The organism is Mycobacterium sp. NTMscope_MAC_12, from assembly GCF_976985675.1.
Map to the genome: position 1 here is coordinate 385211 of NZ_CDRJYY010000001.1, position 25639 is coordinate 410849.

Below are 25639 nucleotides of genomic sequence, written 5' to 3' on the forward strand. Positions count from 1 at the left end.
TGTCAGATCACCGGCTCCCGAAGCACTTCCACCCACGCCGCGCCGCTGTCGGGGACGCGCGGCTGCTTCCATGCCTCGATCGGGAACGACACCATGACCAATGATTGCATGATGTGCATCAGGGTCTTTGCGTCATCCGGCAGGTCGTTCAGCGGAAATTTGTCGCAGTAGGCGATCACGTCGTTGAGCAACGGGAACGCGGCGTCGTAGAACTCCTGCATCTGAGGCATCGTCGAGGCGAGCCGCTTGGCGTAGCGCTCGGGCTCGGTGGCCAGGTCCCAATCCAAATAGGGCTCGAGGGCGGCGAATTCAGACGGTAGCGCCATTGCGCTGGTACTCCTTGACGTAGTTGGCGGTCGTGTGGTGCAGATGGCGGATCAGGACTTCCTGGTCACACAGCAGGAACTCCTTGACCGCCCGGGTCCCGATCATGGTCTGCGTCGCTTCCAACGTGTTGGCGTCCTGCAACGCATACTCCTTGAACGTCACCGCGGCCAACTCCTGGGCCAGGCGTTCCCGCGCATTGCGGGGCGGGACGAAATACAGCGTGGACTCGAAGATGTGCTTGTCCACCGCGGTCGGCCAGTAGTGGTAGGTCAGGTACCAGCCGGGCTCCCAGATCAGCAGCATGAAGTTCGGGTAGAACAGCCACGAGTCGATGCCCCACTGCGGCACCCGCTTGACGTTGACACCCGAAGGCAGGTCAAGCTTTTCGATGATCTCCGGCTTGTCCCACGGGCCGAACAACCCGCTGCGCAACACCTGGTCCATCGGCTTGACCATGGACATGTCCGGGGGCGGCGCCTGACCACCCCAGGTCGACTGCAGGCTGTGCGGACCGGCCAGCTCGTAGTGCAGCGCCTCGTAGCCGAACTTCTGGATCTTGGCGGCTTCTTCCTTGGTGTACTGCCCCTGGTGCAGGATCGGCGCGTGGTAGAACTCGACGAACGCGTCGATGAACAGCTTCCAGTTGCTGCCGACCTCGGCCCGGTAGGAGTAGGCCTCCGTCATCTCGCCGAAGGGGTACCCCTCGATGCTCTTGGCCAGCGGCCCAAGGTAATCGGTGAGCGGCGCCGCGTTGTCGTCGAAGTTGATGAAGATGAAGCCTTCCCACACCTCGCAGCGCACCGGCGCCAGCCCGTAGTCGCCCTTGTCGACGTTGAAGAACTCTTCTTCCTGTTGGATGAAGGTCAGGTCACCGTCGAGGTTGTAGCGCCAGGCGTGGTACTTGCAGGTGAACTGCCGGCAGGTGCCGGAGGTCTCCTCGTTGGGAAAGTCGTTCCACACCAGCTTGTTTCCGCGGTGGCGGCAGACGTTGTGATACGCCTTGACCGACCCGTCCTTGGTCTTGACGATGATCACCGACGTGCCCTTGCCGGCCGCCGGCAGTTCCCTGGTGAAGTAGCTGCCGGTGCGGGGGAGCCGGTTGACCCTGCCGACGTTCAGCCACATCCGCCGGAAGACCGCGTCGCGCTCGGCTTCGAAGAACGCGGGATCGATCGAGTCGGTGTAGTCAACCGGCTCGGTGCCCAGTTCGGGATAGTTTTCTGTCCAGCTGCCGGCGGCTGGCTTGGGGAAGTGCGGCAACGTTCTTACTCCTCTTATTCGACGTTGGTAGCGGCTGGGGCGGCGTGCTCGGGCTGGATGCCAAACGTGTTGAAGGCCATGGCCAGCAGGGCGTAGCAGCCGACCGTGAAGACGAAATCCATGCGTTGCTGGTCGTTGAGACGCTCGCCCAGCGCCGCCCACGTGTCGTCCGACAGCTCCGACTTCTCGTCGAGCTCGTCGACCCCGGTGACGACGACCTGGTCGAACTCGTCGAGGGCCTCTCCGCGCTGCAAAGCCGCGATCTGATCCTCGGTGATCCCTTCTTCCTTGGCCATCCTGACGTGGTGGGACCACTCGTAGGCCGACTGCCGGCGGTGGGCCACCCGCAGGATGGCCAGTTCGCGGATGCGCGGCGGCAGCGTGGACGACACCAGTAGGTGGGCGTTGAATCGAAGGAACGCCTTGGCCAGCGCCGGGTGGTGAGCCAGGGTGGACAGCGCGTTGTTGGTGTCCGCTTCACGCATGGCCGAGAGGGCCTGCTGGGTAGCCTCGTCCCACTGATCGGCGGGGAGCGGCCGCAAGCGCATTAGCAGTGTCCTCTCGGTGAAAGAGAATTAGATTCTCATTTGCAACTAACAGACTGGCACGAAACGTGTGCCCGGTCAATGCCGGCGTGTCGCCCCGGCGCAAGTCCGGTCACCGCGCAGTCCGCCGGTCGGTCGGGACGGCTGCTTTCCTGAATAAGGGGGTCGGGCCATCGCGCCGGTGCGTCGCGCCAGGTATTACGTCACGGCATCGCGGCTCGGTGGCGCGAAATTCGCCGTTTCCTTCGGTCGCTGGTCAGGCGGGTGCGGGCCGGCTCAGCAACCGATGGATGTTGATTCTCGCCAGGCGAGAAGATAGTTTTCACTTTAGTGATCTTGGCACGGGACAGCGTTTCGCCGAGGCTGTGATCGATTCGGTGGAACCGACGAAAGGGACGGCCATGAACAAAGAAGACATGATTCTGATCAGCGTCGATGACCACACCGTCGAGCCGCCCGACATGTTCAAGAACCATCTGTCGAAGAAGTATCAGGACGATGCGCCCCGCCTGGTGCACAACGCCGACGGTTCGGACATGTGGAAGTTCCGCGACACCGTCATCCCCAACGTGGCGCTCAACGCTGTGGCCGGTCGGCCCAAAGAGGAGTACGGCATCGAGCCGACGGGGCTCGACGAGATCCGGCCGGGTTGTTACAACGTGGACGAGCGTGTCAAGGACATGAACGCCGGCGGCATCCTGGCCTCGATCTGCTTCCCGTCGTTCCCCGGCTTTGCGGGGCGCCTGTTCGCCACCGACGACAATGACTTCTCGATCGCGCTGGTGCAGGCCTACAACGACTGGCACATCGAAGAATGGTGCGGCGCCTATCCGGCGCGGTTCATCCCCATGGCGATACCGGTGATCTGGGACGCCGAGGCGTGCGCCGCCGAGGTGCGCCGGGTGTCCAAGAAGGGCGTGCATGCGCTGACATTCACCGAGAACCCGGCCGCGATGGGCTACCCGAGTTTCCACGACGACTATTGGGCTCCGCTGTGGAAGGCGTTGTGCGACACCGACACCGTGATGAACGTGCACATCGGATCGTCCGGCCGTCTGGCCATCACCGCGCCCGATGCGCCGATGGACGTGATGATCACGCTGCAGCCGATGAACATCGTGCAGGCCGCCGCGGACCTGTTGTGGTCCAAGCCGATCAAGGAGTACCCGGACCTGAAGATCGCGCTGTCCGAGGGGGGAACCGGCTGGATTCCCTACTTCCTGGAGCGCGCGGACCGGACCTTCGAAATGCACTCCGCCTGGACGCACCAGGACTTCAAGGGCAAGCTGCCCAGCGAGGTTTTCCGCGACCACTTCCTGACCTGCTTCATCAGCGACAAGGTTGGCGTGGCGCTGCGCAACATGATCGGCATCGACAACATCTGTTGGGAAGCCGACTACCCGCACAGCGACTCGATGTGGCCGGGTGCGCCGGAAGAGCTCTGGGATGTCTTGTCCCTCAATAGCGTTCCCGACGACGAGATCAACAAGATGACCTACGAGAACGCTATGCGCTGGTACTCGTTCGACCCCTTCACGCACATTTCGCGCGAACAGGCGACCGTCGGTGCGCTGCGCAAAGCCGCCGAGGGGCACGATGTGTCCATCAAGGCCCAGGGCCACGACAAGGACAGCCGAGGCGGCTCGTCCTTCGCGGATTTCGCGGCCAACGCCAAGGCCCTTTCCGGCAATAAGGACTGATCTGGCGAGCAGACGCAGAATCGCACTGTTCGGGAGGAATTCGTGCGATTCTGCGTCTTCTCGCGCTGAGGACGAGGAGTGCCACCAGTGGCTGGAATGAACTTTGAGCTGACCGATGACCAGGAACTGATCCGTCGGTCGGTCGCGGAATTGGCGCGCAAGTTCGACGACCAGTACTGGATGGAAAAAGACCAGGCGCACGAATTTCCGACCGAGTTCTACCGCGCCATCGCCGACGGCGGCTGGTTGGGAATGACCATCCCCACCGAATACGGCGGCCATGGCCTCGGAATCACCGAAGCGACAATCCTACTCGAGGAGGTCGCCAAATCCGGCGGTGCGATGAACGCCGCCAGCTCGATCCACCTGTCCATCTTCGGCATGCAGCCGGTGGTGGTGCACGGCTCCGATGAGCTCAAGGCCCGAACGTTGCCCGCGGTCGCGACCGGCGAGGTGCACGTCTGCTTCGGTGTGACCGAACCCGGTGCGGGGCTTGACACTTCCCGCATCACCACGTTTGCCAAGCGTGACGGCGATCGCTACATCGTCAACGGTCGCAAGGTGTGGATCTCCAAGGCGATGGAGTCCGACAAGATCCTGTTGCTGACCCGAACCCAAAGCTATGACGAGGTCACCAAGAAGACCGACGGGATGACGCTGTTCCTCACGGACCTCGACCGTAGCCGAATCGACATCCGCCCGATCCGCAAGATGGGCCGCAACGCCGTCAGCTCCAACGAACTGTTCATCGACAATCTCGAGGTGCCGGTCTCCGACCGAGTCGGCGAGGAGGGCAAGGGATTTCAGTACATCCTCGACGGTCTGAACCCGGAGCGGATGCTGATCGCGGCCGAAGCCCTCGGTATCGGCCGGGTGGCGCTGGAGAAGGCGGTGAAGTACGGCAACGAGCGTGAGGTCTTCGGCCGGCCCATCGGGATGAACCAGGGCCTGCAGTTTCCGCTCGCCGATTCCCTGGCCCGGCTCGATGCGGCCGAGCTGATGCTGCGCAAGGCCACCTGGTTGTATGACAACGGCAAATCCTGTGGGCGCGAGGCCAATACGGCCAAATACCTGTGCGCCGACGCGGGCTTCACCGCCGCGGACCGGGCGTTGCAAACCCACGGCGGCATGGGTTACGCCGAGGAATACCACATCACGCGCTACTTCCGTGAGGCCCGGCTGATGAAGATCGCGCCCGTGAGCCAGGAGATGATCTTGAACTTCCTGGGCGCCAACGTCCTGAAGCTGCCGAGGAGCTACTAAGCACTGACGGCGAACGTGCAGCCACGGCGAATTTTTGGCGAGTTTTTCGCCCTCAGTACACGCTCGGCGATCATGGGATAGTTGGGCGCAGCGATCGGAGTAGAGATATGCGTGAAACAGTCATCGTCGAGGCCGTCCGCACCGCGGTCGGCAAGCGCAACGGCGCACTTTCCAGCATGCACGCCGCCGACCTGTCCGCGGTCGTCCTCAACGAACTCGTGGAACGCACCGGCATCGGCCCCGAGATCGTCGACGACGTGGTGTGGGGCTGTGTCTCCCAGGTGGGCGACCAGTCCAGCAACATCGGCCGCTATGCGGTGTTGGCCGCCGGCTGGCCGGAAAGCATTCCCGGGACCACCGTCAACCGCGCCTGCGGTTCCAGCCAGCAGGCGCTGGACTTCGCCGTGCAGGCGGTGATGTCGGGTCAGCAGGACGTCGTCGTGGCCGGCGGCGTCGAGGTCATGAGCCGAGTCCCACTCGGTTCGGCGCGCGCCTCCGGCATGCCCTATGGCCCGAAAGTGCTTGCCCGCTATGACGATTTCTCTTTCAATCAGGGCCTGTCGGCGGAGATGATCGCCAAGAAGTGGGGCTTCTCCCGCACCCGGCTCGACGAATACAGCGTCGAGTCCCACGAGCGTGCGGCCGCGGCCCAGGACGGCGGCGCGTTCACCGACCAGATCGTGCCGGTATTCGTCGACGGGGCCGAGAACAACGTCGTGGCCGCCGACGAGGGCGTGCGGCGCGGAAGCAGCGTGGAGAAGCTGGCCGCGCTCAAGCCGGCCTTCGCCGAGGACGGCGTGATCCATGCCGGCAATTCCTCGCAGATCTCCGACGGCGCGGCCGCGTTGTTGGTGACCACCGCCGAGATGGCGGTCGAGCTGGGCCTGACCCCGATCGTGCGTTACCTGGCGGGCGCGGTGACCGGGGCGGATCCGGTGCTCATGCTCACCGGGCCCATCCCGGCGACCGAGAAGGTGCTGAGCAAGGCCGGCGTCGCGCTGTCCGAGGTGGGCGTGTTCGAGGTCAACGAGGCCTTCGCCCCGGTGCCGTTGGCGTGGCTGGCGGAGACCGGCGCGGACCCCGCCCGGATGAATCCGCTGGGCGGTGCCATCGCGCTGGGACACCCGCTGGGTGCTTCGGGCGCGGTGCTCATGACCCGCATGGCGTATCACATGCGCGACAACGGGATTCGTTACGGGCTGCAGACCATGTGCGAGGGCGGGGGCACCGCCAACGCGACGCTGGTCGAGCTCGTCAGCTAGCCACACCCACTCTCGCGAGAACCACTCCCGCGGTGACCCTTGTCACAGCGGCCAAACTAACTTACTGTGTGTTCACTAGGTTGGTTGAGCCCGCCGATCGTGCCCCATTGCTTCAGGAGTCCATTTGGCCGTCGCCCGGCGTTACGACACGCTCCTCGCCAAGGGTGAGGACCGCAAGCAGCGGATCCTCGACGTCGCCCAACGCCTCCTCACTCGCAACGGCTGGCGTAACACGACGCTCGCCCAGATCGCCGGTGAAGCCGGGGTCACCCCGGCGGGGCTGCTGCATCACTTCGAATCGAAGGAGCAGCTGCTGCACGCCGTCTTGGACGCGCGTGACCTCGACGACGATTCCCATGCCGACCGCGCCGGCGATCTCCTCGTCGAGATCACCCGGGTCGCCGACCGCTTCAGTCGGGCACCGGACATGGTGGGCACGTTCACGGTCTTGCTGGTGGAGAGCATCCTTCCCGAGGCGCCGTTGCATGACCGCATGCTGGCCCGCCACCGGGCCGCGACCGACATCGTCATCGACCTCATCCGTCGCGGTCAGGCCGAGGGCCGGTACCGCGAAGACATCGACCCCGCCCTCAAGGCGATAGAAATCCTCGCCTTTGTCCACGGAATGGAAACCACATGGTTGCTCGATCCTTCGATACCGCTACCCGAGGTGTTCAAGCAGTACGCCGAGACGCTGGCGCGGGACTTCGCGCCGCCGAAGAAAACCGCGACGACATGAGATACCGGCTCGACGTCGTCGCCGCCACCGTCATCGACGTGGTGAGATTCGCCGGCGGCTGGCTCTTCGACCGGTCGATGGCGGGATGGGACGTCACCGTGCTTTTGATGGATCTGGCGGACCAGCCCGACGCCCGGCCCCTGCAGATCGTCGGGGCCCGGGTGCTCGACCTCGAGGACGCGCTGGCATCGGCGCATTCGCGCCCCCGCCCGCAGGCCCTGGCGGCCGCGGCCGACCTGTTCGGCTGTGATCCGCGGGTGCGCCAGGGCGTCCTGCAGGCCCTCGATCACGGCGTCACCGAGGTCACGCTGTGGGGCGAGAACTGGCCGTCCGAACTCGACGACAGCGTCGGCCTGGTGCAACACCAGCTGAGCACGGCCGCGCAGACGTTCAAGGCCAAGGCCCTGGCGGCCGCCTCGAATATCGGAGGGGCGCCGCCGATTCCGGTGGGTCACGTCGAGACCTTCCGTAGCGGGCTGTTGGCGTGGCCGTCGGTCGCCGCCGATCTGGTGCCCGCCAGCTGACCGGCTGTCACGGGGCAGAGCGCTCGTTTGGCCGTGCCGGGCCGGACCCGCGTTGACGATCACCGTGCCCCTATGGAAATGTAATACTCATCTGCGAGAGGCACGTTCTCACTCGCCGAGATTCAAGGAGCAGGGGATGACGAGGGAATTCTCCGAGTTGGATTTCTTCCGCGGCAGCGAGCTCATCGAAGACCCGTACCCCTACTACGAGGCGCTGCGTCAGCGGTGCCCCGTCACGCGGGAGAGCCATCACGACGTCACCATGATCACCGGCTGGGACGAGGCCTGCGCGGTGCTCAACGACGCCGAGACGTGGTCGTCGTGCATCTCGGTGACCGGGCCTTTCCCCGGCTTTCCGGTGCCGCTCGAGGGTGACGACGTCACCGAGCTGATCGAGCGGCATCGCGACGAGCTGCCCTTCAGCGACCAGCTGCCCACGCTCGACCCGCCGACCCACACCAACCACCGCTCCCTGCTGATGCGGCTGATCACCCCGAAGCGCCTCAAGGAGAACGAGGACGCGATGTGGGCGCTCGCCGACCAGGCGCTCGACGAGTTCCTGGCGCCCGGCCACGGCGAATGGATCAAGGGCTTCGCCGGGCCCTTCACGCTGCTGGTGATCGCCGATCTGCTGGGCGTCCCCATGGAAGATCGCGACAAATTCATCAAGGGCATCCGCGAGCACTCGGGTGGCGGCGTGGGCGGCACCGGCAAGGAATCGCTGGCGCACAGCCCGCTGGAATTCCTCTACGGCCTCTTCTCCGACTACGTGCGGGACCGTCGCCGCGAGCCCCGCGACGACGTGCTGACCGGCCTGGCGACCGCCACCTTCCCCGACGGCTCGATCCCGGAGGTCGAGGACGTGGCGCGCGTGGCGGCCAACGTCTTCTCGGCCGGCCAGGAGACCACCGTGCGGTTGCTCGGTGCCGCGCTGCAGACGTTGGGGGAGCGGCCCGACGTCCAGGCGCAGTTGCGCAAGGACCGCAGCCTGCTGCCCAATTTCATCGAGGAGTCGCTGCGCCACGAGAGCCCGGTCAAGGGCGACTTCCGGATGAACCGGGTGCCGGCCACCGTCGGTGGGGTCGACCTGCCGGCGGGCAGCACCGTGATGATCGTGCAGGCGGCCGCCAACCGCGACCCGCGTCGCTTCGAGGACCCCGCCACGTTCGACCCGGCGCGCAAGAACGCCCGACAGCACATCTCCTTTGGCCGCGGAATTCACAGTTGCCCGGGCGCGCCGCTGGCGCGGGCCGAAACCCGGGTGGCGCTCGAGCGGCTGCTCGACCGCACGACCGACATCAGGATCAACGAGGACAAGCACGGTCCGGCGAATGACCGCCGCTACCAATATGTTCCGACGTACATCCTGCGCGGTCTGACCGAACTGCACCTGGAGTTCACGCTGGCATGAAGGTCTGGGTAGACGATCAGCGCTGTCGCGGTCACGGGATGTGTCTGACGCTGTGTCCCGACGTGTTCAGCCTGACTGACGATGGCTACGCCGTGGCGATAGATGCCGATGTCCCAACGGAATTGGAGGCTGACGCCCGGGAGGCCATCCAGTGTTGTCCCGAGCAGGCGATCAGCGAAAAGTAACTAATACAGAGGCAGGCAAGGAGATTCGGCGTGGCAAAAGGTTATGTCATCTTGACCGAGGCGATCAAGGACCCGGAGGGCATGAAGGCATACGCCCAGGCAGCCGGATCGGCGATGAGCGGTGCGACGGTTCTCGCGGTGGACACCGCCCCCAAAGTCATCGAAGGCGACTGGCACGGCGACCAGACCGTCGTCCTGGAATTCGAATCGGTGGATGCCGCGCGCGCCTGGTACGAGTCCGAGGGCTATCAAAAGGCGGCCAAACTGCGCCAGGCGGCGGCCGACTGCAACGCGGTCATCCTCTCCGGATTCTGACCGCTACTCTCCGACGATGGAGATCGCCTGCCGAGGGCACTGACGGACGGCCTCGCGCACGTCCGCCTCGTTCTCCGGTGTGACTTCTTCCTGGTGGACGGTCAACATGTCGTCGTCGCCGAGCTCGAAGATGTCCGGGTTGATGCCCATGCAGACACCGTTGCTTTCGCAGAGTCCCCAATCGACTTCGATCTTCTTCGTCATTGTGGCCCCCTCAGCGAAGTACCTTGACGGGCACGTTCTTCCAGCCCGCCACGTTTTGCATGGTCACCCGTTTACATCCCGCCAAGTTGACCTCGTAACGCGGCATGAAGTCGAGCAGCCGCTCCAGCGCGATGCGGCTTTCCAGGCGGGCCAGCGCGGCGCCCAGGCAGCTGTGGATCCCGTACCCGAGCCCGAGGTGCTGCGCCTCGGTGTGATCGCGCTCGATGTCGAACGTGTCGGCGTCGGTGAAGGCCTCCGGGTCGCGGTTGGCCGCGGCGCCGCACAGGAACACCGGTTTGCCCGCCGGAATGACGCCACCGCTGACATGGGCCTCTTTGAGGGTGTAGCGGACGTTGTATTGCACCGGCCCCTCGTAGCGCAGTAGCTCTTCGACCGCCCCGGGGATCTTGTCCCGGTCCTCCTGCAGCTTCTGCCACTGGTCGGGGTGGTTGGCGAAGATCACCGCGGCGTTGCCCATCAGTTTGGTGACGGTCTCCGCGCCCGCGCCGCCGAGAAGGGTTGCGAACCCGCAGATCTCGATGTCGTCGAGCTTGCGCAGCTGGCCGTCTTCGCCGGGAATCTCGGCGGCGATCAGCCGGCTGATCATGTCGTCCTGCGGCTCCTGGCGCCGCTCCTGGACCAGGCTGAAGTAGTACATGGCCGTGTCGATGTTGGCCTGCACGCCCGCTTCGCTGACCTCGATCTGGCCCGGCTCGTGGTGCAGGCTGGTGTCGATCCAGTGCCGGACCTGCTGGCGGTATTCCTCGGGCACACCGGCCATCCGGGTGATGACCTCCACCGGGAACGGCCCGGAGAAGTCCTGCACGACGTCGAAGTTGTCGGGGTCGACCGCGCCCAGGTACTTGTCGATCACCTCGATGATCGTCTCGCGCTGCGATTGGATCGCCCGGGGGGTGAACGCCTTGTTGAGCAGGCTGCGCATGTGGCGGTGCTCCGGAGGATCCATGAAGATGATCGACTTCTGCTCGGGGGCAATGCCCCGCCGCACCATCGCCAGGTCGCAGCCGCGCGCCGAGGAATACGTCTCGAAGTCCTTGAACGCGGCCGCCACGTCTTCATGGCGGGTCAGCGCGTAGAAGTCCTCTTTTTCGTCGTAATACAGGGGCGCGTCTTCGCGCATCCGCCGATAGATGTCGAACGGGTTGTTGAAGTAGTCCTCGGAGTACGGATCGAAGACAACCTTCGGTTTTGTCACTGAATCCTCCTCAGCGGCGAGGTCGGGCTGAAACCTTTACAGCGGAGTCCCCGACTGTAACGCTAACGGTAATACCTTCGTGACGAACCGGAAAGACCAAAACGCTGGCATCTCAAACCTTCTTCGCGACGTCGATCGTCGTGAGGACGTCGTCCAGCGCGCCCAGTCCGCCGCCCAGTTCCGCGGCGATGTCGCGGACGACGGCCACGTCCTTGCCGACGAAGTCGCCGGTTACCTCGATGAACGACGCGACGGACCCGCTTGCCGCGACGAGGCTCAGCACGCGACTGCTCGCGCTGCCTCGGCCCAGCGCGCTCAGCAATGTCGATTCGGGCACGCCGAGCCGCTCGCCCAGCCGGACGGCCTCCGCGAGCAGCCCGATCTGTCCCGCGAAGAGAGCGTTGTTGACCAGCTTGACCTTCTGGCCGGCGCCGACGGGCCCGACGTGCAGGACCGGATCCCCGTAGCAGGCCAGCAGCGGTCGCACCCGGTCAACCGCCGCCCCGGCGCCGCCCACGAACAGCGTGAGCCGGCCGGCCGCGATGTCGTGCGGGCCTCCGCTGATCGCGGCGTCGACGACGTCGACGTGATCGGCGCGCGCGGCGATGGCCTCGACGGTGTTGGGGCTGGCGGTGGTGTGCACCACCAGCGCCGAACCCGGCGGCATGGCCGGCAGCAATCCGCTGTCCAGGCACACCTGGCGCGCCTGCTCGTCGGTGAACACGCAGAGCACCACCACGTCGGCGTGCGCGCCGGCGTCGGCCGCCTCCGGTACGGCGCGCGCGCCGAGTTGTTCTAGTTCGCGGCGCTTTTCGGCGGTCCGGCCCAGGGCGTGGAAGTCGTGGCCGGCGGCGACCAGACGACTTACCATGGGGCGGCCCATCCGCCCCGCGCCGACGAATCCGACTCTCACCGTGGATTGCCCATGAGGCGCAGCGCCGCGTCGGCCGCCTCGAGCACGGCGCCGCCGTCGGCCCCGGCCTGCTCGGCAAGGTCGACGACCAGCCGGACGTCCTTCTGCAGCAGCCCGCCGGCCACACCGGCCAGCCGATCCAGCCCGCCGATGCCACCAAGGGCGTTGAGCGCAAAGCTATTTCCACTGCTGCGGGAGACGACCTCGGTGAGTCGCTCCGGGGTGACACCCAGCGCGTCCGCGAGCGACAGCGCGGTGGCCGCTGTGGCGAGGTTGGCGGTGAACAACAGGTTGTTGAGCAGCTTGGTGGTCTGCCCCGAACCGAGCTCGCCGAGATGAACGACCGGATCGGCATAGGTCTCGAACACCGGGCGGCAGCGTTCGACGGCCTCGGTGTCGCCGCCGGCCATCACCAGCAGGCGGCCTTCGGCCGCCGCTCCGCCGCCCCCGCTCACCGGCGCATCGACGATCGAAACACCGGCCGCCCCAGCCCGCTTCGCGAGTTCTCGGCACGTCTTGGGGTGCACCGTGCTGTGCACCGCGATGATGCCGCCCGGCTTCATTGCCGCGAGCAATCCGCCTTCGCCGCCGGTGAGTTCGTCGATGTCGGCGTCGCCGACGACGCAGAGGCAGACCAGATCGCTGGCCGCGGCCAGTTCGGCCGGTGAACCTGCGATCGTGGCCGGGGTGTCGGCGAACGCCTCCAGGGTCACGGGCCTGCGCGCCCACAACGCGGTGGGGTAGCCGCCCTCGGCGATGCGCCGCGCCATGGGCCCGCCCTGACTGCCCAACCCGATGAATCCGACGCGCATCAACCGGCCTCCAAATCGGGTTCGTCATCGGGCGAGCGTGACACCACAGTCACATTCGGGTCCGAAGGTGACTGCGCGGTCACGTTCGACGAGTCGGGCGAATCCGCACGGGCGCCCACGCATTCGTCCGCGAATGCCAGCACCTTGGCGTGGTAGTCGGCGGCCGTGTGGCCGAGGCTGATGTTGTGTCCCGCATCGGGCTGTCGGTGAACGGTGAACCGCGGCGCCGCGGAGAACAGCTCCGCGATCTCCTCCATCGCCGAAGTGTCGTTCTGCCAGACCTTTTCGTGCTCGGCGATGCTGAAGTGCACCGGTACACGCACGGCCGGGGCGAGCGCCGGGAAATCCTGGCGCGCCCAGTTCGACACCATCCGGTCCTCGTAGGACGGCGCGGTCGGGGAGACCGTGGCCCCGTTGAGAACCTCGGGCGGATACAGGCTTTCGGGTTGCCACAACAGGTCACGCAATCCCGCGGGACGACGTTCGCGCGTCGCCGTTTTCAGGATGTCCCGGGCCGCGGGGTGATAGTGCCGGCCGGTCCCGGCCAGTTCGATGCCGAGCAGATCCGCGTCGCGGCCCTCGGCGGCCATCCGCATGACGAGTTCGCAGCCGCCCGAATGGCCCATCAGGAACAGCCCGGCACCGCGCGGCTTCTGCCCGAGGATACGATTCAGCGCCCCGTAAGCGAGATCAACCCGCTGCTCGGGTTCGGCCATCGCCTCCGGATAGGGGGCCGAACTGCCATAGCCCGGCCGGTCGAGGGCGATGACCGTGAATCCCGCTGCGGCACCGGCCCGTAACAGTGACGACGAAGGGTGGCCGGGGCAATCGAAGTAGACGGCGGTGGTGCCGCCCCCGTGGATGGCCACGATGACGGCCTTCGGGTCGGGGGCTTCCGCGACGATCGCCGACATGGGCACCCCGTCGACGATGACGAGCCGGGGACGGGGGTGGGCACTCATGCGCCGCCCCTCATCGCTTCGCTCTGCATCGTCGCTGGCGGTGCTCACCGGTCTGCTCGCAGCAGGATCACGCCGCTGGGAGTGAGGCCGCCACTGCTGACGACGCCGACGCGGGCGTCGGCGACCTGGCGGTCACCGCCCTCCCCGCGCAGCTGGGTGACGGCTTCATGCAGCAGACCCATGCCGTGGGTGCGGCCGTGCGAAAGCTGCCCGCCGTGCGTGTTGAGCGGGAGTTGGCCGTCGCGCGCAATGTTCTTGCCGCCGTCCAGGAATTCCCTGGCCTCACCGATTCCGCAGAATCCGAGCGCTTCGATCCAGGACAGGCAGTTCATGGTGAACCCGTCATACAGCTCGGCCACGTCCACGTCGGCGGGTCGCAGCGAGGTCCGCGTCCACACGTGCGCCGCCTGGCCCAGCACCTGCGGCTCGTGGGTGAGAGTGCTTTGGTCCCAGTCGATTCGCTCGACAATCTGCGTTCCCACCGCCTCCACCAGCACGGGTGGCTTGGCCAGGTCGCGGGCGGCGTCAACGGCGGAGACGATGACGGCGATCGCCCCGTCGCAGGGCACGTCGCAGTCGTAGAGGCCGAACGGCGTGGTGATCGGCCGCGCGTCGAGATAGTCCTCCATCGTCATCGGAGACCGATAGACCGCGGTCGGGTTGAGTTCGGCGTTGGCTCGCTGGTTCAACGCGATCCAGCCCAGCGTCTCTTTGGTGGTGCCGTAACGGTGAAAGTGCCGCTGCGCGTTCATCGCGAGGGTGTGTGCCGCAGAGGTCGCACCGAATGGCATCTGCCAGCCCGACATCCGGCCCATCGCCGGGGCGATCTTGCCCTGCTTCATCAGCTCGCCGTGGGTGGCTTCCCACAACGTCCGGAAGCACAGCACGTGACGCGCCAATCCGCCTGCGACAGCGAGCATCGCGACGATCACGGAGCCGCCCGGGCCGAACGTCTCCATGGCGCCGTTGTGCCATGTCGGCCGAATGCCCAGCGCGGCCTCGAGTGCGGTGACGCCGCCCTCCCCGAATCCGCCGACGTTGATCGCGCCGGGGTAGGTGGACAGGCCGTCGATGTCGGCGATCGTCAGTCCGGCGTCGGCGATGGCCGCCTCGCAGGCCTGCACGGTCAACGCCAGGGGCGGCCGCATCAGCCGACGCCCGATGGGCGACATGCCGATTCCCGTGAGGGCGACCTTGTCCTCGAACTTCTCGGTCGTGAGCATGGGCCGGACGTATTCGCCGAAGCGGTCGGGCGCGATCTCGTCGACCGGCAGCCGGCCGGGCTCGGCGTCGGTGACGGGCCGAAACAGCGGAAACCACACGTCTTCGACCTGCTCGAAGACGACCTCGACCTGCTGGCCGAGTTCGAGCTTGTCGGGATCGCATTCCACGATGTTGGTGGTCAGCCGAACCCGGGGGTCTTCATCGATCGCGACCTGGGCGACCACGTACGGCGCCGGCAAGCCGGGCAGGCTGAACCGGTGGTTGATGGTGAATCCGGCGAGGGTCGCCCTGCCCGAGACGGCCCGGACCCCGATATCCAATGAGCGGCAGTACCGGCAGACCGGCGCGGGCGGATGGATCAGCGATTCGCAGCTCTTGCATTCCTGCAGCCGTAGCTTTCCGTCGGCGCCCGAAGTCCAGAAGAACTCGTTTTCGGGCGTGACCAGGGGCAATGGGCGGCCGGGTGCTGCTGACACGTCACCTCCGGTGCGTCACACGGCCAACTCGGTAGGGCCGTTATACGAATCGGAGAATCACGTTATCACTTGCGAGCAGGCACGATCTAGACCGCAGCCTGCCGTGCGAGCACCGTCAGTACGGCACCCAGGTGCCGGTGAAATAGGTGCCCCATTGGTGAAAGCCGGCATTCCACATCGGTTCGTTCGGTGACCACGACGGACGCGGCGGAGGGGGTGGCGGCACATCCTGCGCCGCGAACGGCGGCGCGTATTCCGGCGGGGCGGCGTACCAGTCCGGCGGTGGCGGCGGCGGTTTGCACTCTTCGGTCGTCCGATTCCAGGACATGTTGCGATCGCACTCCGCCGAGCCGATCGCCGGGGTTGCGATCACCCCGACCGCCATCGCCGCGAAGGTGACCGCGATGACGGCGGTCAGGCGACGAACAAACCACTGCATGGGGGCCTCCCACTGGGCCATTCCGACCTTGGCGGGTTCAGCTTATGCCGTTGATACCGCCACGACCAGGGGAAAGTTCCTCCGCGGACGACGCGACATCGAGCGCGCCCTGCCGTGGCGTTTCGCTTCGGCCGAGAGTTATGCTCCAAGAGCGTTATCAAGTACTTAACATTCGGAGGCCTGGTTGCTCGAAGCGGAGAAGATCCTGATCACCGGGGCGACGGGCAAGATCGCGTTTCCCATCGCGCGCGCCCTGGCGGCCGCGGGAAACGAGGTGTGGGGCGCCGCCCGCCTGAAAGATGCCGCGGCCCGGGACAAACTCGTCGAGGCCGGCATCAAACCCGTCGCGCTGGACGTCGGCGCCGGCGACTTCTCCGGTCTCCCCGAGGATTTCACCTACGTCTTTCACGCGGCGGTCGACCCCGGCGCAGACGACTGGGGCCACTGCGTCGAAACCAATGCGCAGATGTCGGGCGAACTGCTCTACCACTGCCGCACCGCCAAGGGCTTCGTGTTGTGCTCGACCGGTTCGATCTACGCCTACCAGGGACAGCGCCCCTTGACCGAGGCCGATCCGCCGGGGGTGCCGCTGCGCGCCAACTACAGCTTCTCCAAGGTTGCGGCAGAGGCGGTTTGCACGTGGATCGCCAAGCATTTTCACATTCCGCTGACCATCATCCGGATCTGTTCGACGTACGGCCCCCAGGGCGGTGCGCCCGCCGACCGCCTCGATGCGATGCTGGCGGGCAAGCCCATTCGACTGCACCCCGACAAGCCGAACAACTACAACCCGATCTATGAAGACGACTACGTGGAACTCGGCATCCGCGCCATGGAAGTGGCCGCGACGCCGCCGGTCGTGGTGAACTGGGCCGGCAGCGAAACGGTCAGCGTCGAGGATTACTGCACCTTCATGGGTGAGTTGATCGGTGTCGAGCCCATCTTCGAATACACGCCCGAGGCGCACACGCCGTTATGGCCGGACGTCACCCACATGCATGAGGTGCTCGGCCGCACGAAGGTGCCGTGGCGTGAGGGCTTCCGCCGCATGATCGCGGCCCGCCACCCGGAAATACCGCTGCCCCAGCATGATTCGACGTGAACGTGAGGACGAACGCGATGCATCTACCCGGCGCACCCTCGGATGAGGTCACCGAGGTCCTTGCCACCGGCGACGGCGGGATCACCACCCTGTTCGTGTCCATGGCGACCCGCCACCCCGACGGTAAGGATGCCGAGTACCTGCGCTGGCACACCCTTGACCACCGTCCGGAACAACACCGTCTGGCCGCGGTGCGCGCCTCGTTGCGCCTGGTGTCCACGCCTGCGTGCCGCTCCGCGCGTGCGCTCACCGACGGGCCGTTGAGCGCGGTCGACCACGTGATGACCTACTTCTTCGCCGACGTCGCCGGCCTGCACGATTTCAACGAATTGTCCACCGCCCTCGGCAATGCCGGCCGCAAGCTGCCCTTGCTGCCCCCGGTGGAGCGCGGCGTGTACGACGTCCAGCACAAGGCGTCGGCGCCCGGAATCAAGGCCGGGTCGGACGTGCTGCCCTGGTTGCCTGCGCGGGGCGTGTACCTGTTGGTCGAACGCGGATCGGCACCCGCGCACCGGCTGCTCGAAGTCGACGGTGTCACCGGCGTCTGGTCCGCGCTATCGCGTCAGGTCGACGCCGAACTGGCCAGCGCTCAGGGCAATCAGTCGATCACGTACTGCTTCTTGGATGACGATCCGGTCGTCACCGCCGAACGGATGCGGGCGGTGCTGTCCGACCGCTGGGCCGATGGCAGTGTCGAACCGCTGTTCGCCGCACCGTTTTTCGCGGTGGTGCCCTACGAGTGGGACCGATATGTCCCTTAGGCAAGGGGAGTCGAGGGTCGCATGCGCATCGGCTTGATGATTGGCTCCGACAAGGAGCGCTCACGTGCCGACCGGCTCGCCGGGCTGATCGACGACGGCGCCGGCGCCGAAACCGCCGGCTTCACCGCGTTCTGGATCCCCCAGGTGCCCGGCTACCTCGACGCGATGACCGCCGTGACGCTGATCGGGCAAGCGACCGATCGCATCGAAATCGGGACGGCGGTCGTCCCGATTCAGACGCGCCATCCGATGATCATGGCGCAGCAAGCCTTGACCACGCAGATCGCGTGCGGCGGGCGGTTCACGCTGGGCATCGGTCCGTCACATCATTGGATCGTCAGCGGTCAACTGGGACTGCCGTACGATCGCCCGGCGCGCCTGATGGGCGACTACCTCGAGGTGCTCGCCGCGTCGTTCGGCGGGCCCGGCACCGTTGAAGTGGACAACGAAAGCTATTGCGTCCATTCGCCGGTGGACGTCACGGACACCTACGGCGTGCCCGTCTTGCTGTCGGCACTGGGACCGGCGATGCTGCGACTCGCGGGCGAGCGAGCCGGCGGCACCGTTTTGTGGATGGCCGACGAGCGAGCAATCGGGGACCACGTCGTCCCCCGCATCACCGCGGCCGCGACCGGGGCCGGCCGGACCGCGCCACGGATCGTCGCCGGCGTTCCCGTCGCACTGTGCTCGGCCAACGAGACCGACGATGCCCGCGCCTACGCCAGCGAGGTGCTCGGGCACGCGGATTTCTCGCCGAACTACGTGCGGCTGCTGGAACACGGCGACGCCGAGGACGTCGGCGACACCATGGCGGCCGGTGATGAGTCGACGATCCTCGCGCGGCTGTGCCGCTACCGTGACGCGGGCGTCACCGACCTGGCGGCGCGAATTGTGCCACTGGGCAAGGATGTCGATGAACGAGCCGAATCGCGGCGCCGGACCCAGGAGTTCCTGTCGTCGCTGTGTCCGGAATTGTGATCAGCGCGCCGGCAGGCCCAGGACCCGCTGGGCGATGATGTTGCGCTGAATCTCCGACGTGCCACCGGCAATGGTGCCCGCGTAGCTGCTGATGTAGCGGGCGAACCAGCTGGCAGTGAAAAGGTCGGGGGCGTAAGGGTTGTACGGGGCCGTCAGCGCCTTGGCGCACAAGCCGTCGACGCCGGCCGCGTCCAGCGCGTGACGCAGCGCGCTCTGCTCGGCTTCCGAACCGAAGACCTTCAGCACCGACAAAGCGGCCACGTCGACGTCGCCGCGGGCCGCGCGCCCCAGCGCCGCCGAACCGAGCAGCCGCAGCGCGTAGTAGTCCATCACGATCGTGGCGTAGTGGTCCGCGTTCACCTCATCGGCCGGCCGGTAGTCCTCGAGCAGCTGCTCGAGCCGGTTCGCGAACGCCATCCACATCAGGGTGCGTTCGTGGCCGAGCGACCCGTTGGCGACCCGCCATCCGCCGTTGAGCGGGCCGACCAGGTTGCCCGCCGGTACCCGGACATCGTTGAAGAACACCTCGTTGAAGTCCAGCTCGTCGCGGTCATAGACCGACGCGAAGGGGCGGCGCTCCACCCCCGGGGTGTCGGTTGGGATGAGCAGCGCGCTGATCCCCTTGTGCCGGGGCGCATTTGGATCGGTGCGAACGAACGTGAGGATGACGTCGGCGTCATGGGCGCCCGAGGTCCATACCTTCTGCCCGTTGACCACGAAGTGGTCGCCCACCAACTCGGCTTTTGTCCGCAGCCCGGCCAGGTCGGAGCCGGCTCCGGGTTCGCTCATACCCAGTGACGCGGTCTTGTCGGCCCGCAGAATCGGGACGGCCCAGCTCTGCTTTTGCTCCTCGGTCCCGAAGGACAGCAGCGACGCGGCGATGATGCCGACGCCTTGGGGGTTGAAGCAGTGATAGATCCGGCGCCGCGAGAGTTCTTCGCGGTGCACGAACTGTTGCAGGATGTTGGCGTTGCGGCCGCCGAATTCCGGCGGGTTCCCGGGCAGCAGCCATCCGTGGTCGAACTGGAGCCGCTGCCAGCGGCGCGACCATTCGGGCACGTGTGAGGTCGACGAAGGGCGCTCCGCGGCCTGCGCCTCTGTGGGCAGATGTTCGGCGAGGAAGGCGACGAACTCCGCGCGGAAGGCTTCGACTTCGGTGTCAAAGGTGAGTTGCATGTTGCTAAAAACCGGGCCCGCAGAAGTTCATCGCGTGAATCCCCATTCCGCCTCGTTCTCTTCGGTTTTGAGATTCGCGGCCGGATCTGAGGCATCGGTGAGTGGCGGCTGGGGGGCGCGGGAGGTGCGCTGACCGATTTCGGTGATGGCGTGCACCGGGCAGTCCAGCAGCGCCCGCATGACCGCATCACGGTCCGCCTCCGCCACCGTGCCGTCCCCGATGAGGGACGCGTACCCCCAGTCATCCAGCGAGAAGTATCCCGGCGCGTGTTTGGCGCAAATGCCGAAGCCGTCGCAAACAGTGCGGTCCAGACGGATTTTCATGCCTGCCTCACAGCTTCCGCCTCGTAGGGACGGTCGGCGTGGAATGCGCCGCGGGCGCAGTCCGGGCACGCGCCGTCGAGGTGCGCACCGACTTCGTCCGGGAACTGGTCGAGCAGGCTGGCGGCCACGTTGGTGGCGGCATCCAGGGTCGCGCACGCCCCGCGCCCGCGCAGCACCACCGACCAGCGGCGCAACCGCTCGACGTCCTCTGTGGTCGCGGCGCCATCACGCAGGGCGCCGGCCGCCGCGGCCATCGCCGCCGTCCCGTTGAAGCAGGAGCCGCACTGGCCGGCGTTCTCGCGGTCGAAATAGGCCAGCACCGACGCCGCCACCGCCACGGGGCAGTCGTCCGTGATGACCGAGATCGCGCCGCAGCCCAGGCCGCTGCCCACCCGTCGCATCGTCTCGTGGTCCAGCGTTGTCTCCAGCACAGAGCGGTTGAGTAGGCCGGCGAAATAGCCGCCCATCAACGCGCCCCGCACTTGGTCGGCCGGAACACCGTGCAGGGCAAGCAATTCGGTGAACGGCAGCCCATGGGGAAGCTCGTAGAGGACCGGCGGCCGCCCGGCCCCGGTGATGGTGGCCAGGAAGGTGCCCGGCGACAGCGGCGTGCCCTGCGCGCGGAACGCCGCCGACCCATGCCGCTGTAGGTAGGGCAGGTTGGCCAAGGTCTCGACGTTGCTCACCAAGGTGGGCCGGTCATCGACGCCCGCCTCGAATGGGCGGGGCGGCTTGTCCGTTGGCTTTGCCGGGCCGCCGTTGATCGCGCGGACCGCGGCGGTCTCCTCACCGGCCACGTAGCCGGCCGGCACGCTCAGCATGGTGATCGTCACGCCGAGCGTGTCGGGACCCAGTTCGCCCAGTGCGGTTTCGACGCTGTGCGCCGATTCCGGGTCCGACACATAGATATAGGCGCGGTCGGCGGAGACAATGGCCGCGGCCGACCGCAGTCCGTCCAAGACCAGGTGCGGGCGATTGCGCAGCAGCCAGCGGTCCTTGATCGAAGCCGGTTCTCCCTCTTCGCCGTTCGCGACGACGACGGGGCCGCCGGTGTCCGCCATCAGGCGCCCGTTCTCGCGGACCGTGCGCAATTTCACCGCGAGCGGGAAGGCCGCGCCGCCCCGGCCGACCAGTCCGCTGGCCTCCACCTCGCTCAGCAACGCGTCGGTATCGGTCAGCGGTTGATAGCCGCCGGTTTGCTGATAGGCGGCCAGGTCTTCCCGGCCGGCCTGCTCGGGCAGCAACCGCGGTGAGCACCCGGCGGGCACGGCGGTGGTGGTTGTGGACTGAGTGGTGTTCAAAGCTGGCCTGCCATCGTCTTGGTTAGGCTTGCACACATGCGAACTGCCGTGGTGCGTGTCAACGTCGACCCGGAAAGCGGGCTCACGCCCGCACAATTACGTGATGGCATGGCAGCTCTCCACGAGCTCGCGGCCGAGGTGGGCGCCGAGGTGGTCAAAAACGACCTCGCCACCATGCCGGTGCGCCGACGCGAGGTCGAACTGCTCATCGCGGCCGAAGACGGTGGAGCCGCGCAGAAAATCGCAATCGATGTGTGCGCCAAAGCGTTTGGCACCGCCCCCAACCCGGGCGTCATCACCTTCGTCAGCCGCGGGACCGACGACGACGCGCACGGGGTGCTGTCCGCGTTCGGGCTCACCGGTGACATCGAGCGGACCCCGGGCGACGACGGCTTCGACATCGTTCACGTGACGCTTCGTGAGAAAGACCTCGAACGCATTCCGGAAAGCCGAGTGCACACGGCGCTGGAGGCGTCGCTCAATTGCGAGGTCCACATCCGCACCAGGTAGGAATCTCACAGAACGACGTAGCGCCATTACGAGCCCAGGAACTCGAGGATCGCCGGTGCCGCCTGCACCCACGTGTCGAACATGTTGAAATGCTGCACCCTGCCCGCGGCGCGGTCTTCGGACGCGCGCTCCCAGGCGTCCTCCGGCCAGGGCGGATCGATGAGCTTTGATCCCTTGATCAAGCAACTGACCTCCAGCGATGTCCGCTTGGGGTGATCCATGTCGTTCTCGCCACCACGAATGATCAACGTGGGCACCTGGATCCGGTCGAACATCTCGTCCTCGACACCCGGAATCGTCTGTCCCGGCTTCGAAACGAATGCGTTGAGCCAGCGCAGCATGACCTTGAGGAACTCGCCGGAGTCGAAGTCGAGGAACCGCTGTTTGTTGTCCGGGTTTTCCTCGATGCGCTCCCGCCATTCCTGGACCTTGACCACGCCATCCATGCCGGTGCCGCGCACGGCGAGAATGCTGGGAACGATGTAGAAGGAGCCGAGCACGAAGGTCCCATAGATGCCACCGACGATGTTCCACACCACGAGCTTGGTGACCATCTCGGGGTAGAGCATCGTGGTGAGCATGGAATCCCGTGCCCCGCCGGAGCCTCCGGCGAGAATGCAGCGCTCGAAGCCCAAGCCCGTCACCAGTTTGTGCAGCGTCTCGGCGCGCATGTGGGACTCGCTTTGTCCGTAGAACTGCACGTCTGAGGCGCCGCAATTCGGCCGATCCCACAACAGCACCCGATAGCCGCCCGCGACCAGGGCGTCGGCCAGCGGGCGCAGACCGGGGATCTCCATGCTGAACCGGCCGCCCGGCGTCAGAGCAATGAGATCGCCTGAGTCACCGAGGATTTCGTAGACGACATTTCCCCCGTTGATCTCGATAGAAGGCACCCGATTCTCCTGTAGTTAGGCCTGTACCAAAACGTCGTTGCCGACGACGCGCACCGGATAGGTGCGGATGCTCCATTCCGGCTTGACCGCGGTGGTGCCGGTCGCGAGCTCGAAACCCCATTGGTGCCAGGGGCAGTAGATGTATTCCAGGTCGCGCACCATGACCGAATCACCGGGCGCCGTCTCGTCGACTATCGTGCGGCCCCGGGCACGTCCCGAACACAGCGGACCGCCTTGGTGGGGGCAGTAATTCGCGATGGCGTAGAAGGTGCCGTTGACGTTGTACACACCGACCCCGTGTCGTCCGATCGGTACCAGTTTGTGTGTGCCCGGCGGGATTTCGTCCACCGTCGCGACGACATGCTCGCGGCCCTGGGCGAGACGGGGCTCGGGGCGCCTGGTGGTTGCCCCTTCTTCTTGCGTCGTCAATTCAGAGCACCCGGGTCTGACCCTCGAGGACCGGAACGGTCTCGGGCAGGTGATAGGTCGCGATGCCGTTCTTGTACATCACCGCGTCGCGGGCCGCCTTGGGAAGGTGCTTGACCAACCAGCGGGGGTCGTCGAACGTCCAGTGCGGGTAGTCCGAGGAAAATAGCAGGATCTTCTCGCACTCCATCCATTCCAGCGCCCGAGTCAGTTCGGTCTTGTCTTCGGGGTAGTCCAGCGGCTGGGTCGTGAACTTGATGTGGTCCTTGACGTATTCCGACGGCTTGCGCTTGATGTCCACCCACGACTTGCGCGCTTCGTAGATCGAGTCCATGCGCCACATCAGGGGCAGGATCCAGCTGAAGGCGTGCTCGACGAACACGATCCGAAGCGTCGGGAACCGGTCGAAGACGCCGTCGAAGATCAGGCTCATCACCTGGTTGGCGGCCAGCAGCGAGTAGGTCACCATGAAATCGTGGTTGTAGCTGGGGAATCCGACCGGAGGGATGGGTAGCTCGTCGAACTGGCTGCGCGACAGGTGGCAGCTCACCGTGATGTCGTGCTTGGTGGCGGCCGCCCAGATCGGGTCGTACTTCGGGTGTCCCCAGGACGGGCGCGGCTCGGCCTTGATCAGGATCTGCGCCATGTAGGGGTGTCCGGCCCAGCGCTCGATCTCGCGCACCGACTCTTCCGGCTCCTCGATGGCGAGGCAGATCGAACCGCGCCACCGCTCGTGCCAGTTGTTGTGGCTGTCCAGCCAGTGATTGGCCTGCCAGTCGTTGAGTGCGGCCGACATCGCATGTTGCGCTTCGGGAATGCGCGCCGGGTACGCCGCCGGCTCCAGGATCGCGATGTCGGAGCCGGCCTCCATGATCAGCTGACGAAACGCCAAGTCCGGGTCGCTGCACGGAAACTCGCCGTTGGCGGGGAAGGAGTCCACCCGCATCGCGTACGAGTGCGCGTAGTCCGGGGCGTCGTAGTAGATCTGCTCGCCCACGTTGCGGGTGAGGAAGTACTTGCTGCGCCAGGGCTCGGGGATGTACGGGAGGAGCTCTCCGCGCTTGGGTGCCGGGTGGACGTCCGAGTCGACGCACCGGACGGCGATGCGCTCGGCAGCGGGAAGCCGCTCCTGAGAATGGGTCAAACTCATCTGAAACTCCTCGTCTTTCTCGGTCCGCCCGCGTCCACTTCTACTGTGCGCCCACCCCGGCGGGAATGTCTATGCCGTACAGCTGCGCGGCATTACGCCAGCACAACTTCTCGCGCTGTTCGGCCGAGAGCGCGCTGGGCAGCTTCGTGATATCGCCGCACTGCCAGTGCGGATAGCTGGATCCGAACATCACCATGTCGTCCTTGCCGGTGAAGCCGAACCATTCGCCGGCGAACTCGACGTCGCCGGGACCGTCGAGGCTGCCCTGGACGAAATACACGTGCCCGGGCAGGTAGTCGCTGGGGATCCGCGGGGACCACGGCGTCTGCTCCAGGTGCGGCCGGCCAAACGTGTCCATCCGCCAGATGAACGGCGTGATGAAGTCGGCGGCGCCATCGCCCCACACGAACTTGAGGCCGTCGAACCGCTCGAAGACTCCCTCGGCGATCATGTTCATCAGGTGATACAGGTAGTTCAGCGCCATGAAGCTGACGTACTGCTCGTAGGTGCGGGTGTTCCCATTCGGCGTCGGCGGAAACGCGATGCCCGACCCGACCTCGATGTGCGCGGCGACGGGCAGGCCGGCGTCGACGGCCGCTTCCCAGATCGGCCAGAACTGCGGTTTGCCGTACAACTCGCGGGACTGCAACGGGACGCCGATCTGGACCACGCGCGGATGGGAGCGCCATCTCTCGATCTCGCGCAAAGCGCCGGGGATGTCATCGGGGTTGACCCGGATGGTGCCGCGGAACCGCTCGCCGAACTCGCTGGATTCCAGCCAGTTCGACACCATCATTTCGTTGTGCGCGGCGTGCAGCGCGCTGCCCAGATGCCGGTCCGGCATGATGCCGCGGGCCATCGGGTGCAGGACCGCCACGTCGACCCCGCGCTTGGTAAACAGTTCAGTGGCAACGAATTCCGGATCCGACCCGGGGTACTGGCGGTCCGGCCCCTCGGTGTTGGGCGCGTACTCCCCGCCGGGGGCGCCGTACCAGTCCATCTCGTAATCGGGGAAGCCGCGGCTTTTGAACGGCTCGCGCAGCGTTTTCCGCAGCGCCTTGTTGGACGGGAAGAAGATGTGCACGCTCGCGTCGATCAGCGGTGTGCGCGTCCCGTCAGCGTGTGTGATCACGAGAGCCACCCTTCGGCTCCGGCGCCGGCCAAAGCGGGCCGTGCGAGGTCATATGATAGCCAATCTAACATTTTCTGGAGCGGTCAATCAATGGGTTTCCGGTAAGCAT

At 66.2% G+C, this 25639-nt stretch carries 29 protein-coding genes; 12 read left to right on the top strand and 17 right to left on the bottom strand.

What is annotated here, in order from left to right:
* Positions 1-2: 2 nt before the first annotated feature.
* From AC0KS4_RS01875 to AC0KS4_RS01885, 3 genes are read right to left on the bottom strand one after another with little or no spacing between them, the layout of a single operon-like run.
* A complete protein-coding gene (locus AC0KS4_RS01875) occupies positions 3-326 on the bottom strand; it encodes a hypothetical protein (RefSeq protein WP_095576547.1) in 324 nt (107 codons plus the stop codon).
* Positions 310-1587 (bottom strand): aromatic ring-hydroxylating oxygenase subunit alpha, encoded by a 1278-nt coding sequence (locus AC0KS4_RS01880; RefSeq protein WP_225327431.1) that lies wholly within the window; start codon positions 1585-1587, stop codon positions 310-312. The genes AC0KS4_RS01875 and AC0KS4_RS01880 overlap by 17 nt, the downstream gene beginning before the upstream one ends.
* A 14-nt stretch (positions 1588-1601) precedes the next feature.
* The gene (locus AC0KS4_RS01885; RefSeq protein WP_238958351.1) at positions 1602-2135 is read right to left on the bottom strand and encodes a carboxymuconolactone decarboxylase family protein; all 534 of its coding nucleotides are present in this window, start codon (positions 2133-2135) and stop codon (positions 1602-1604) included.
* A gap of 398 nt (positions 2136-2533) precedes the next feature.
* Here AC0KS4_RS01885 and AC0KS4_RS01890 point away from each other — a divergent pair, with 398 nt between their 5' ends.
* The 8 genes from AC0KS4_RS01890 (at position 2534) to AC0KS4_RS01925 (ending at position 9531) form a co-directional block, all read left to right on the top strand.
* Positions 2534-3832: an amidohydrolase family protein gene (locus AC0KS4_RS01890; protein ID WP_238958350.1), complete on the top strand. Its 1299-nt coding sequence runs from the start codon at positions 2534-2536 to the stop codon at positions 3830-3832.
* Positions 3833-3928: 96 nt separating this feature from the next.
* Positions 3929-5095: an acyl-CoA dehydrogenase family protein gene (locus AC0KS4_RS01895; protein WP_225327449.1), complete on the top strand. Its 1167-nt coding sequence runs from the start codon at positions 3929-3931 to the stop codon at positions 5093-5095.
* Positions 5096-5202: 107 nt separating this feature from the next.
* The gene (locus tag AC0KS4_RS01900) at positions 5203-6357 is read left to right on the top strand and encodes a thiolase family protein (protein ID WP_238958349.1); all 1155 of its coding nucleotides are present in this window, start codon (positions 5203-5205) and stop codon (positions 6355-6357) included.
* Between the two features lie 124 nt (positions 6358-6481).
* A complete protein-coding gene (locus AC0KS4_RS01905; protein ID WP_225327427.1) occupies positions 6482-7096 on the top strand; it encodes a TetR/AcrR family transcriptional regulator in 615 nt (204 codons plus the stop codon).
* Positions 7093-7620, top strand: coding sequence for a hypothetical protein (locus tag AC0KS4_RS01910; protein ID WP_225327426.1), 528 nt, complete (start codon positions 7093-7095; stop codon positions 7618-7620). Before AC0KS4_RS01905 ends, AC0KS4_RS01910 begins: the two co-directional genes overlap by 4 nt.
* Positions 7621-7756: 136 nt before the next feature.
* The gene (locus tag AC0KS4_RS01915) at positions 7757-9031 is read left to right on the top strand and encodes a cytochrome P450 (RefSeq protein WP_225327425.1); all 1275 of its coding nucleotides are present in this window, start codon (positions 7757-7759) and stop codon (positions 9029-9031) included.
* Complete coding sequence (locus tag AC0KS4_RS01920; RefSeq protein ID WP_225324042.1) at positions 9028-9216, top strand: ferredoxin; 189 nt, start codon at positions 9028-9030, stop codon at positions 9214-9216. The genes AC0KS4_RS01915 and AC0KS4_RS01920 overlap by 4 nt, the downstream gene beginning before the upstream one ends.
* A gap of 30 nt (positions 9217-9246) precedes the next feature.
* The gene (locus AC0KS4_RS01925) at positions 9247-9531 is read left to right on the top strand and encodes a DUF1330 domain-containing protein (RefSeq protein ID WP_225324041.1); all 285 of its coding nucleotides are present in this window, start codon (positions 9247-9249) and stop codon (positions 9529-9531) included.
* Between the two features lie 3 nt (positions 9532-9534).
* Here the strand turns inward: AC0KS4_RS01925 and AC0KS4_RS01930 are convergent, their stop codons facing one another.
* From AC0KS4_RS01930 to AC0KS4_RS01960, 7 genes are all read right to left on the bottom strand, one after another.
* Entirely contained in the window at positions 9535-9735 is a 201-nt protein-coding gene (locus tag AC0KS4_RS01930; protein ID WP_007777398.1) for a ferredoxin, read from the bottom strand.
* 10 nt (positions 9736-9745) lie between these two features.
* Positions 9746-10951, bottom strand: coding sequence for a cytochrome P450 (locus tag AC0KS4_RS01935; RefSeq protein WP_225324040.1), 1206 nt, complete (start codon positions 10949-10951; stop codon positions 9746-9748).
* A gap of 112 nt (positions 10952-11063) precedes the next feature.
* Positions 11064-11864: an NAD(P)-dependent oxidoreductase gene (locus AC0KS4_RS01940; RefSeq protein WP_308193107.1), complete on the bottom strand. Its 801-nt coding sequence runs from the start codon at positions 11862-11864 to the stop codon at positions 11064-11066.
* Positions 11861-12676: an NAD(P)-dependent oxidoreductase gene (locus AC0KS4_RS01945; protein ID WP_238958347.1), complete on the bottom strand. Its 816-nt coding sequence runs from the start codon at positions 12674-12676 to the stop codon at positions 11861-11863. Before AC0KS4_RS01945 ends, AC0KS4_RS01940 begins: the two co-directional genes overlap by 4 nt.
* A complete protein-coding gene (locus AC0KS4_RS01950; protein WP_238958346.1) occupies positions 12676-13638 on the bottom strand; it encodes an alpha/beta hydrolase in 963 nt (320 codons plus the stop codon). The genes AC0KS4_RS01945 and AC0KS4_RS01950 overlap by 1 nt, the downstream gene beginning before the upstream one ends.
* 44 nt (positions 13639-13682) lie before the next feature.
* Positions 13683-15338, bottom strand: coding sequence for a thiolase C-terminal domain-containing protein (locus AC0KS4_RS01955; RefSeq protein ID WP_238958345.1), 1656 nt, complete (start codon positions 15336-15338; stop codon positions 13683-13685).
* A 115-nt stretch (positions 15339-15453) separates the two neighbouring features.
* Positions 15454-15777 carry a hypothetical protein gene (locus tag AC0KS4_RS01960; RefSeq protein ID WP_238958344.1) on the bottom strand — a complete coding sequence of 108 codons (324 nt, stop codon included), beginning with the start codon at positions 15775-15777 and terminating at the stop codon, positions 15454-15456.
* A 184-nt stretch (positions 15778-15961) separates the two neighbouring features.
* On the opposite strand from AC0KS4_RS01960, the gene AC0KS4_RS01965 reads away from it, so the two are divergent.
* The 3 genes from AC0KS4_RS01965 to AC0KS4_RS01975 are packed head-to-tail and all read left to right on the top strand — an operon-like array spanning position 15962 to position 18618.
* Complete coding sequence (locus AC0KS4_RS01965) at positions 15962-16879, top strand: NAD-dependent epimerase/dehydratase family protein (protein WP_238958343.1); 918 nt, start codon at positions 15962-15964, stop codon at positions 16877-16879.
* A 17-nt stretch (positions 16880-16896) separates the two neighbouring features.
* The gene (locus AC0KS4_RS01970; RefSeq protein WP_238958342.1) at positions 16897-17640 is read left to right on the top strand and encodes a hypothetical protein; all 744 of its coding nucleotides are present in this window, start codon (positions 16897-16899) and stop codon (positions 17638-17640) included.
* Between the two features lie 21 nt (positions 17641-17661).
* Complete coding sequence (locus AC0KS4_RS01975) at positions 17662-18618, top strand: TIGR03564 family F420-dependent LLM class oxidoreductase (RefSeq protein WP_238958341.1); 957 nt, start codon at positions 17662-17664, stop codon at positions 18616-18618.
* Here AC0KS4_RS01975 and AC0KS4_RS01980 read toward each other — a convergent pair whose 3' ends face one another.
* The 3 genes from AC0KS4_RS01980 to AC0KS4_RS01990 are packed head-to-tail and all read right to left on the bottom strand — an operon-like array spanning position 18619 to position 21419.
* Positions 18619-19794 (bottom strand): acyl-CoA dehydrogenase family protein, encoded by a 1176-nt coding sequence (locus AC0KS4_RS01980; protein WP_238958340.1) that lies wholly within the window; start codon positions 19792-19794, stop codon positions 18619-18621.
* Positions 19795-19821: 27 nt separating this feature from the next.
* Positions 19822-20118 carry a ferredoxin gene (locus tag AC0KS4_RS01985; RefSeq protein ID WP_225327415.1) on the bottom strand — a complete coding sequence of 99 codons (297 nt, stop codon included), beginning with the start codon at positions 20116-20118 and terminating at the stop codon, positions 19822-19824.
* Positions 20115-21419, bottom strand: a complete 1305-nt coding sequence (locus AC0KS4_RS01990) for an NADH-ubiquinone oxidoreductase-F iron-sulfur binding region domain-containing protein (protein ID WP_238958339.1) — start codon at positions 21417-21419, stop codon at positions 20115-20117. Before AC0KS4_RS01990 ends, AC0KS4_RS01985 begins: the two co-directional genes overlap by 4 nt.
* 36 nt (positions 21420-21455) lie before the next feature.
* On the opposite strand from AC0KS4_RS01990, the gene AC0KS4_RS01995 reads away from it, so the two are divergent.
* Positions 21456-21929: a hypothetical protein gene (locus AC0KS4_RS01995; protein WP_238958338.1), complete on the top strand. Its 474-nt coding sequence runs from the start codon at positions 21456-21458 to the stop codon at positions 21927-21929.
* Positions 21930-21955: 26 nt separating this feature from the next.
* Here AC0KS4_RS01995 and AC0KS4_RS02000 read toward each other — a convergent pair whose 3' ends face one another.
* Genes AC0KS4_RS02000 through AC0KS4_RS02015 form a run of 4 tightly spaced genes read right to left on the bottom strand, consistent with a single transcriptional unit; the run spans position 21956 to position 25530 of the window.
* Positions 21956-22822, bottom strand: coding sequence for an alpha/beta fold hydrolase (locus tag AC0KS4_RS02000; protein ID WP_238958337.1), 867 nt, complete (start codon positions 22820-22822; stop codon positions 21956-21958).
* 15 nt (positions 22823-22837) lie between these two features.
* The gene (locus tag AC0KS4_RS02005; protein ID WP_064933395.1) at positions 22838-23251 is read right to left on the bottom strand and encodes a Rieske (2Fe-2S) protein; all 414 of its coding nucleotides are present in this window, start codon (positions 23249-23251) and stop codon (positions 22838-22840) included.
* Between the two features lies 1 nt (position 23252).
* A complete protein-coding gene (locus AC0KS4_RS02010; RefSeq protein ID WP_225327411.1) occupies positions 23253-24398 on the bottom strand; it encodes an amidohydrolase family protein in 1146 nt (381 codons plus the stop codon).
* Positions 24399-24438: 40 nt separating this feature from the next.
* On the bottom strand, positions 24439-25530 hold the full coding sequence (locus tag AC0KS4_RS02015; RefSeq protein ID WP_238958336.1) for an amidohydrolase family protein: 1092 nt from the start codon (positions 25528-25530) through the stop codon (positions 24439-24441).
* Between the last annotated feature and the right edge of the window lie 109 nt (positions 25531-25639).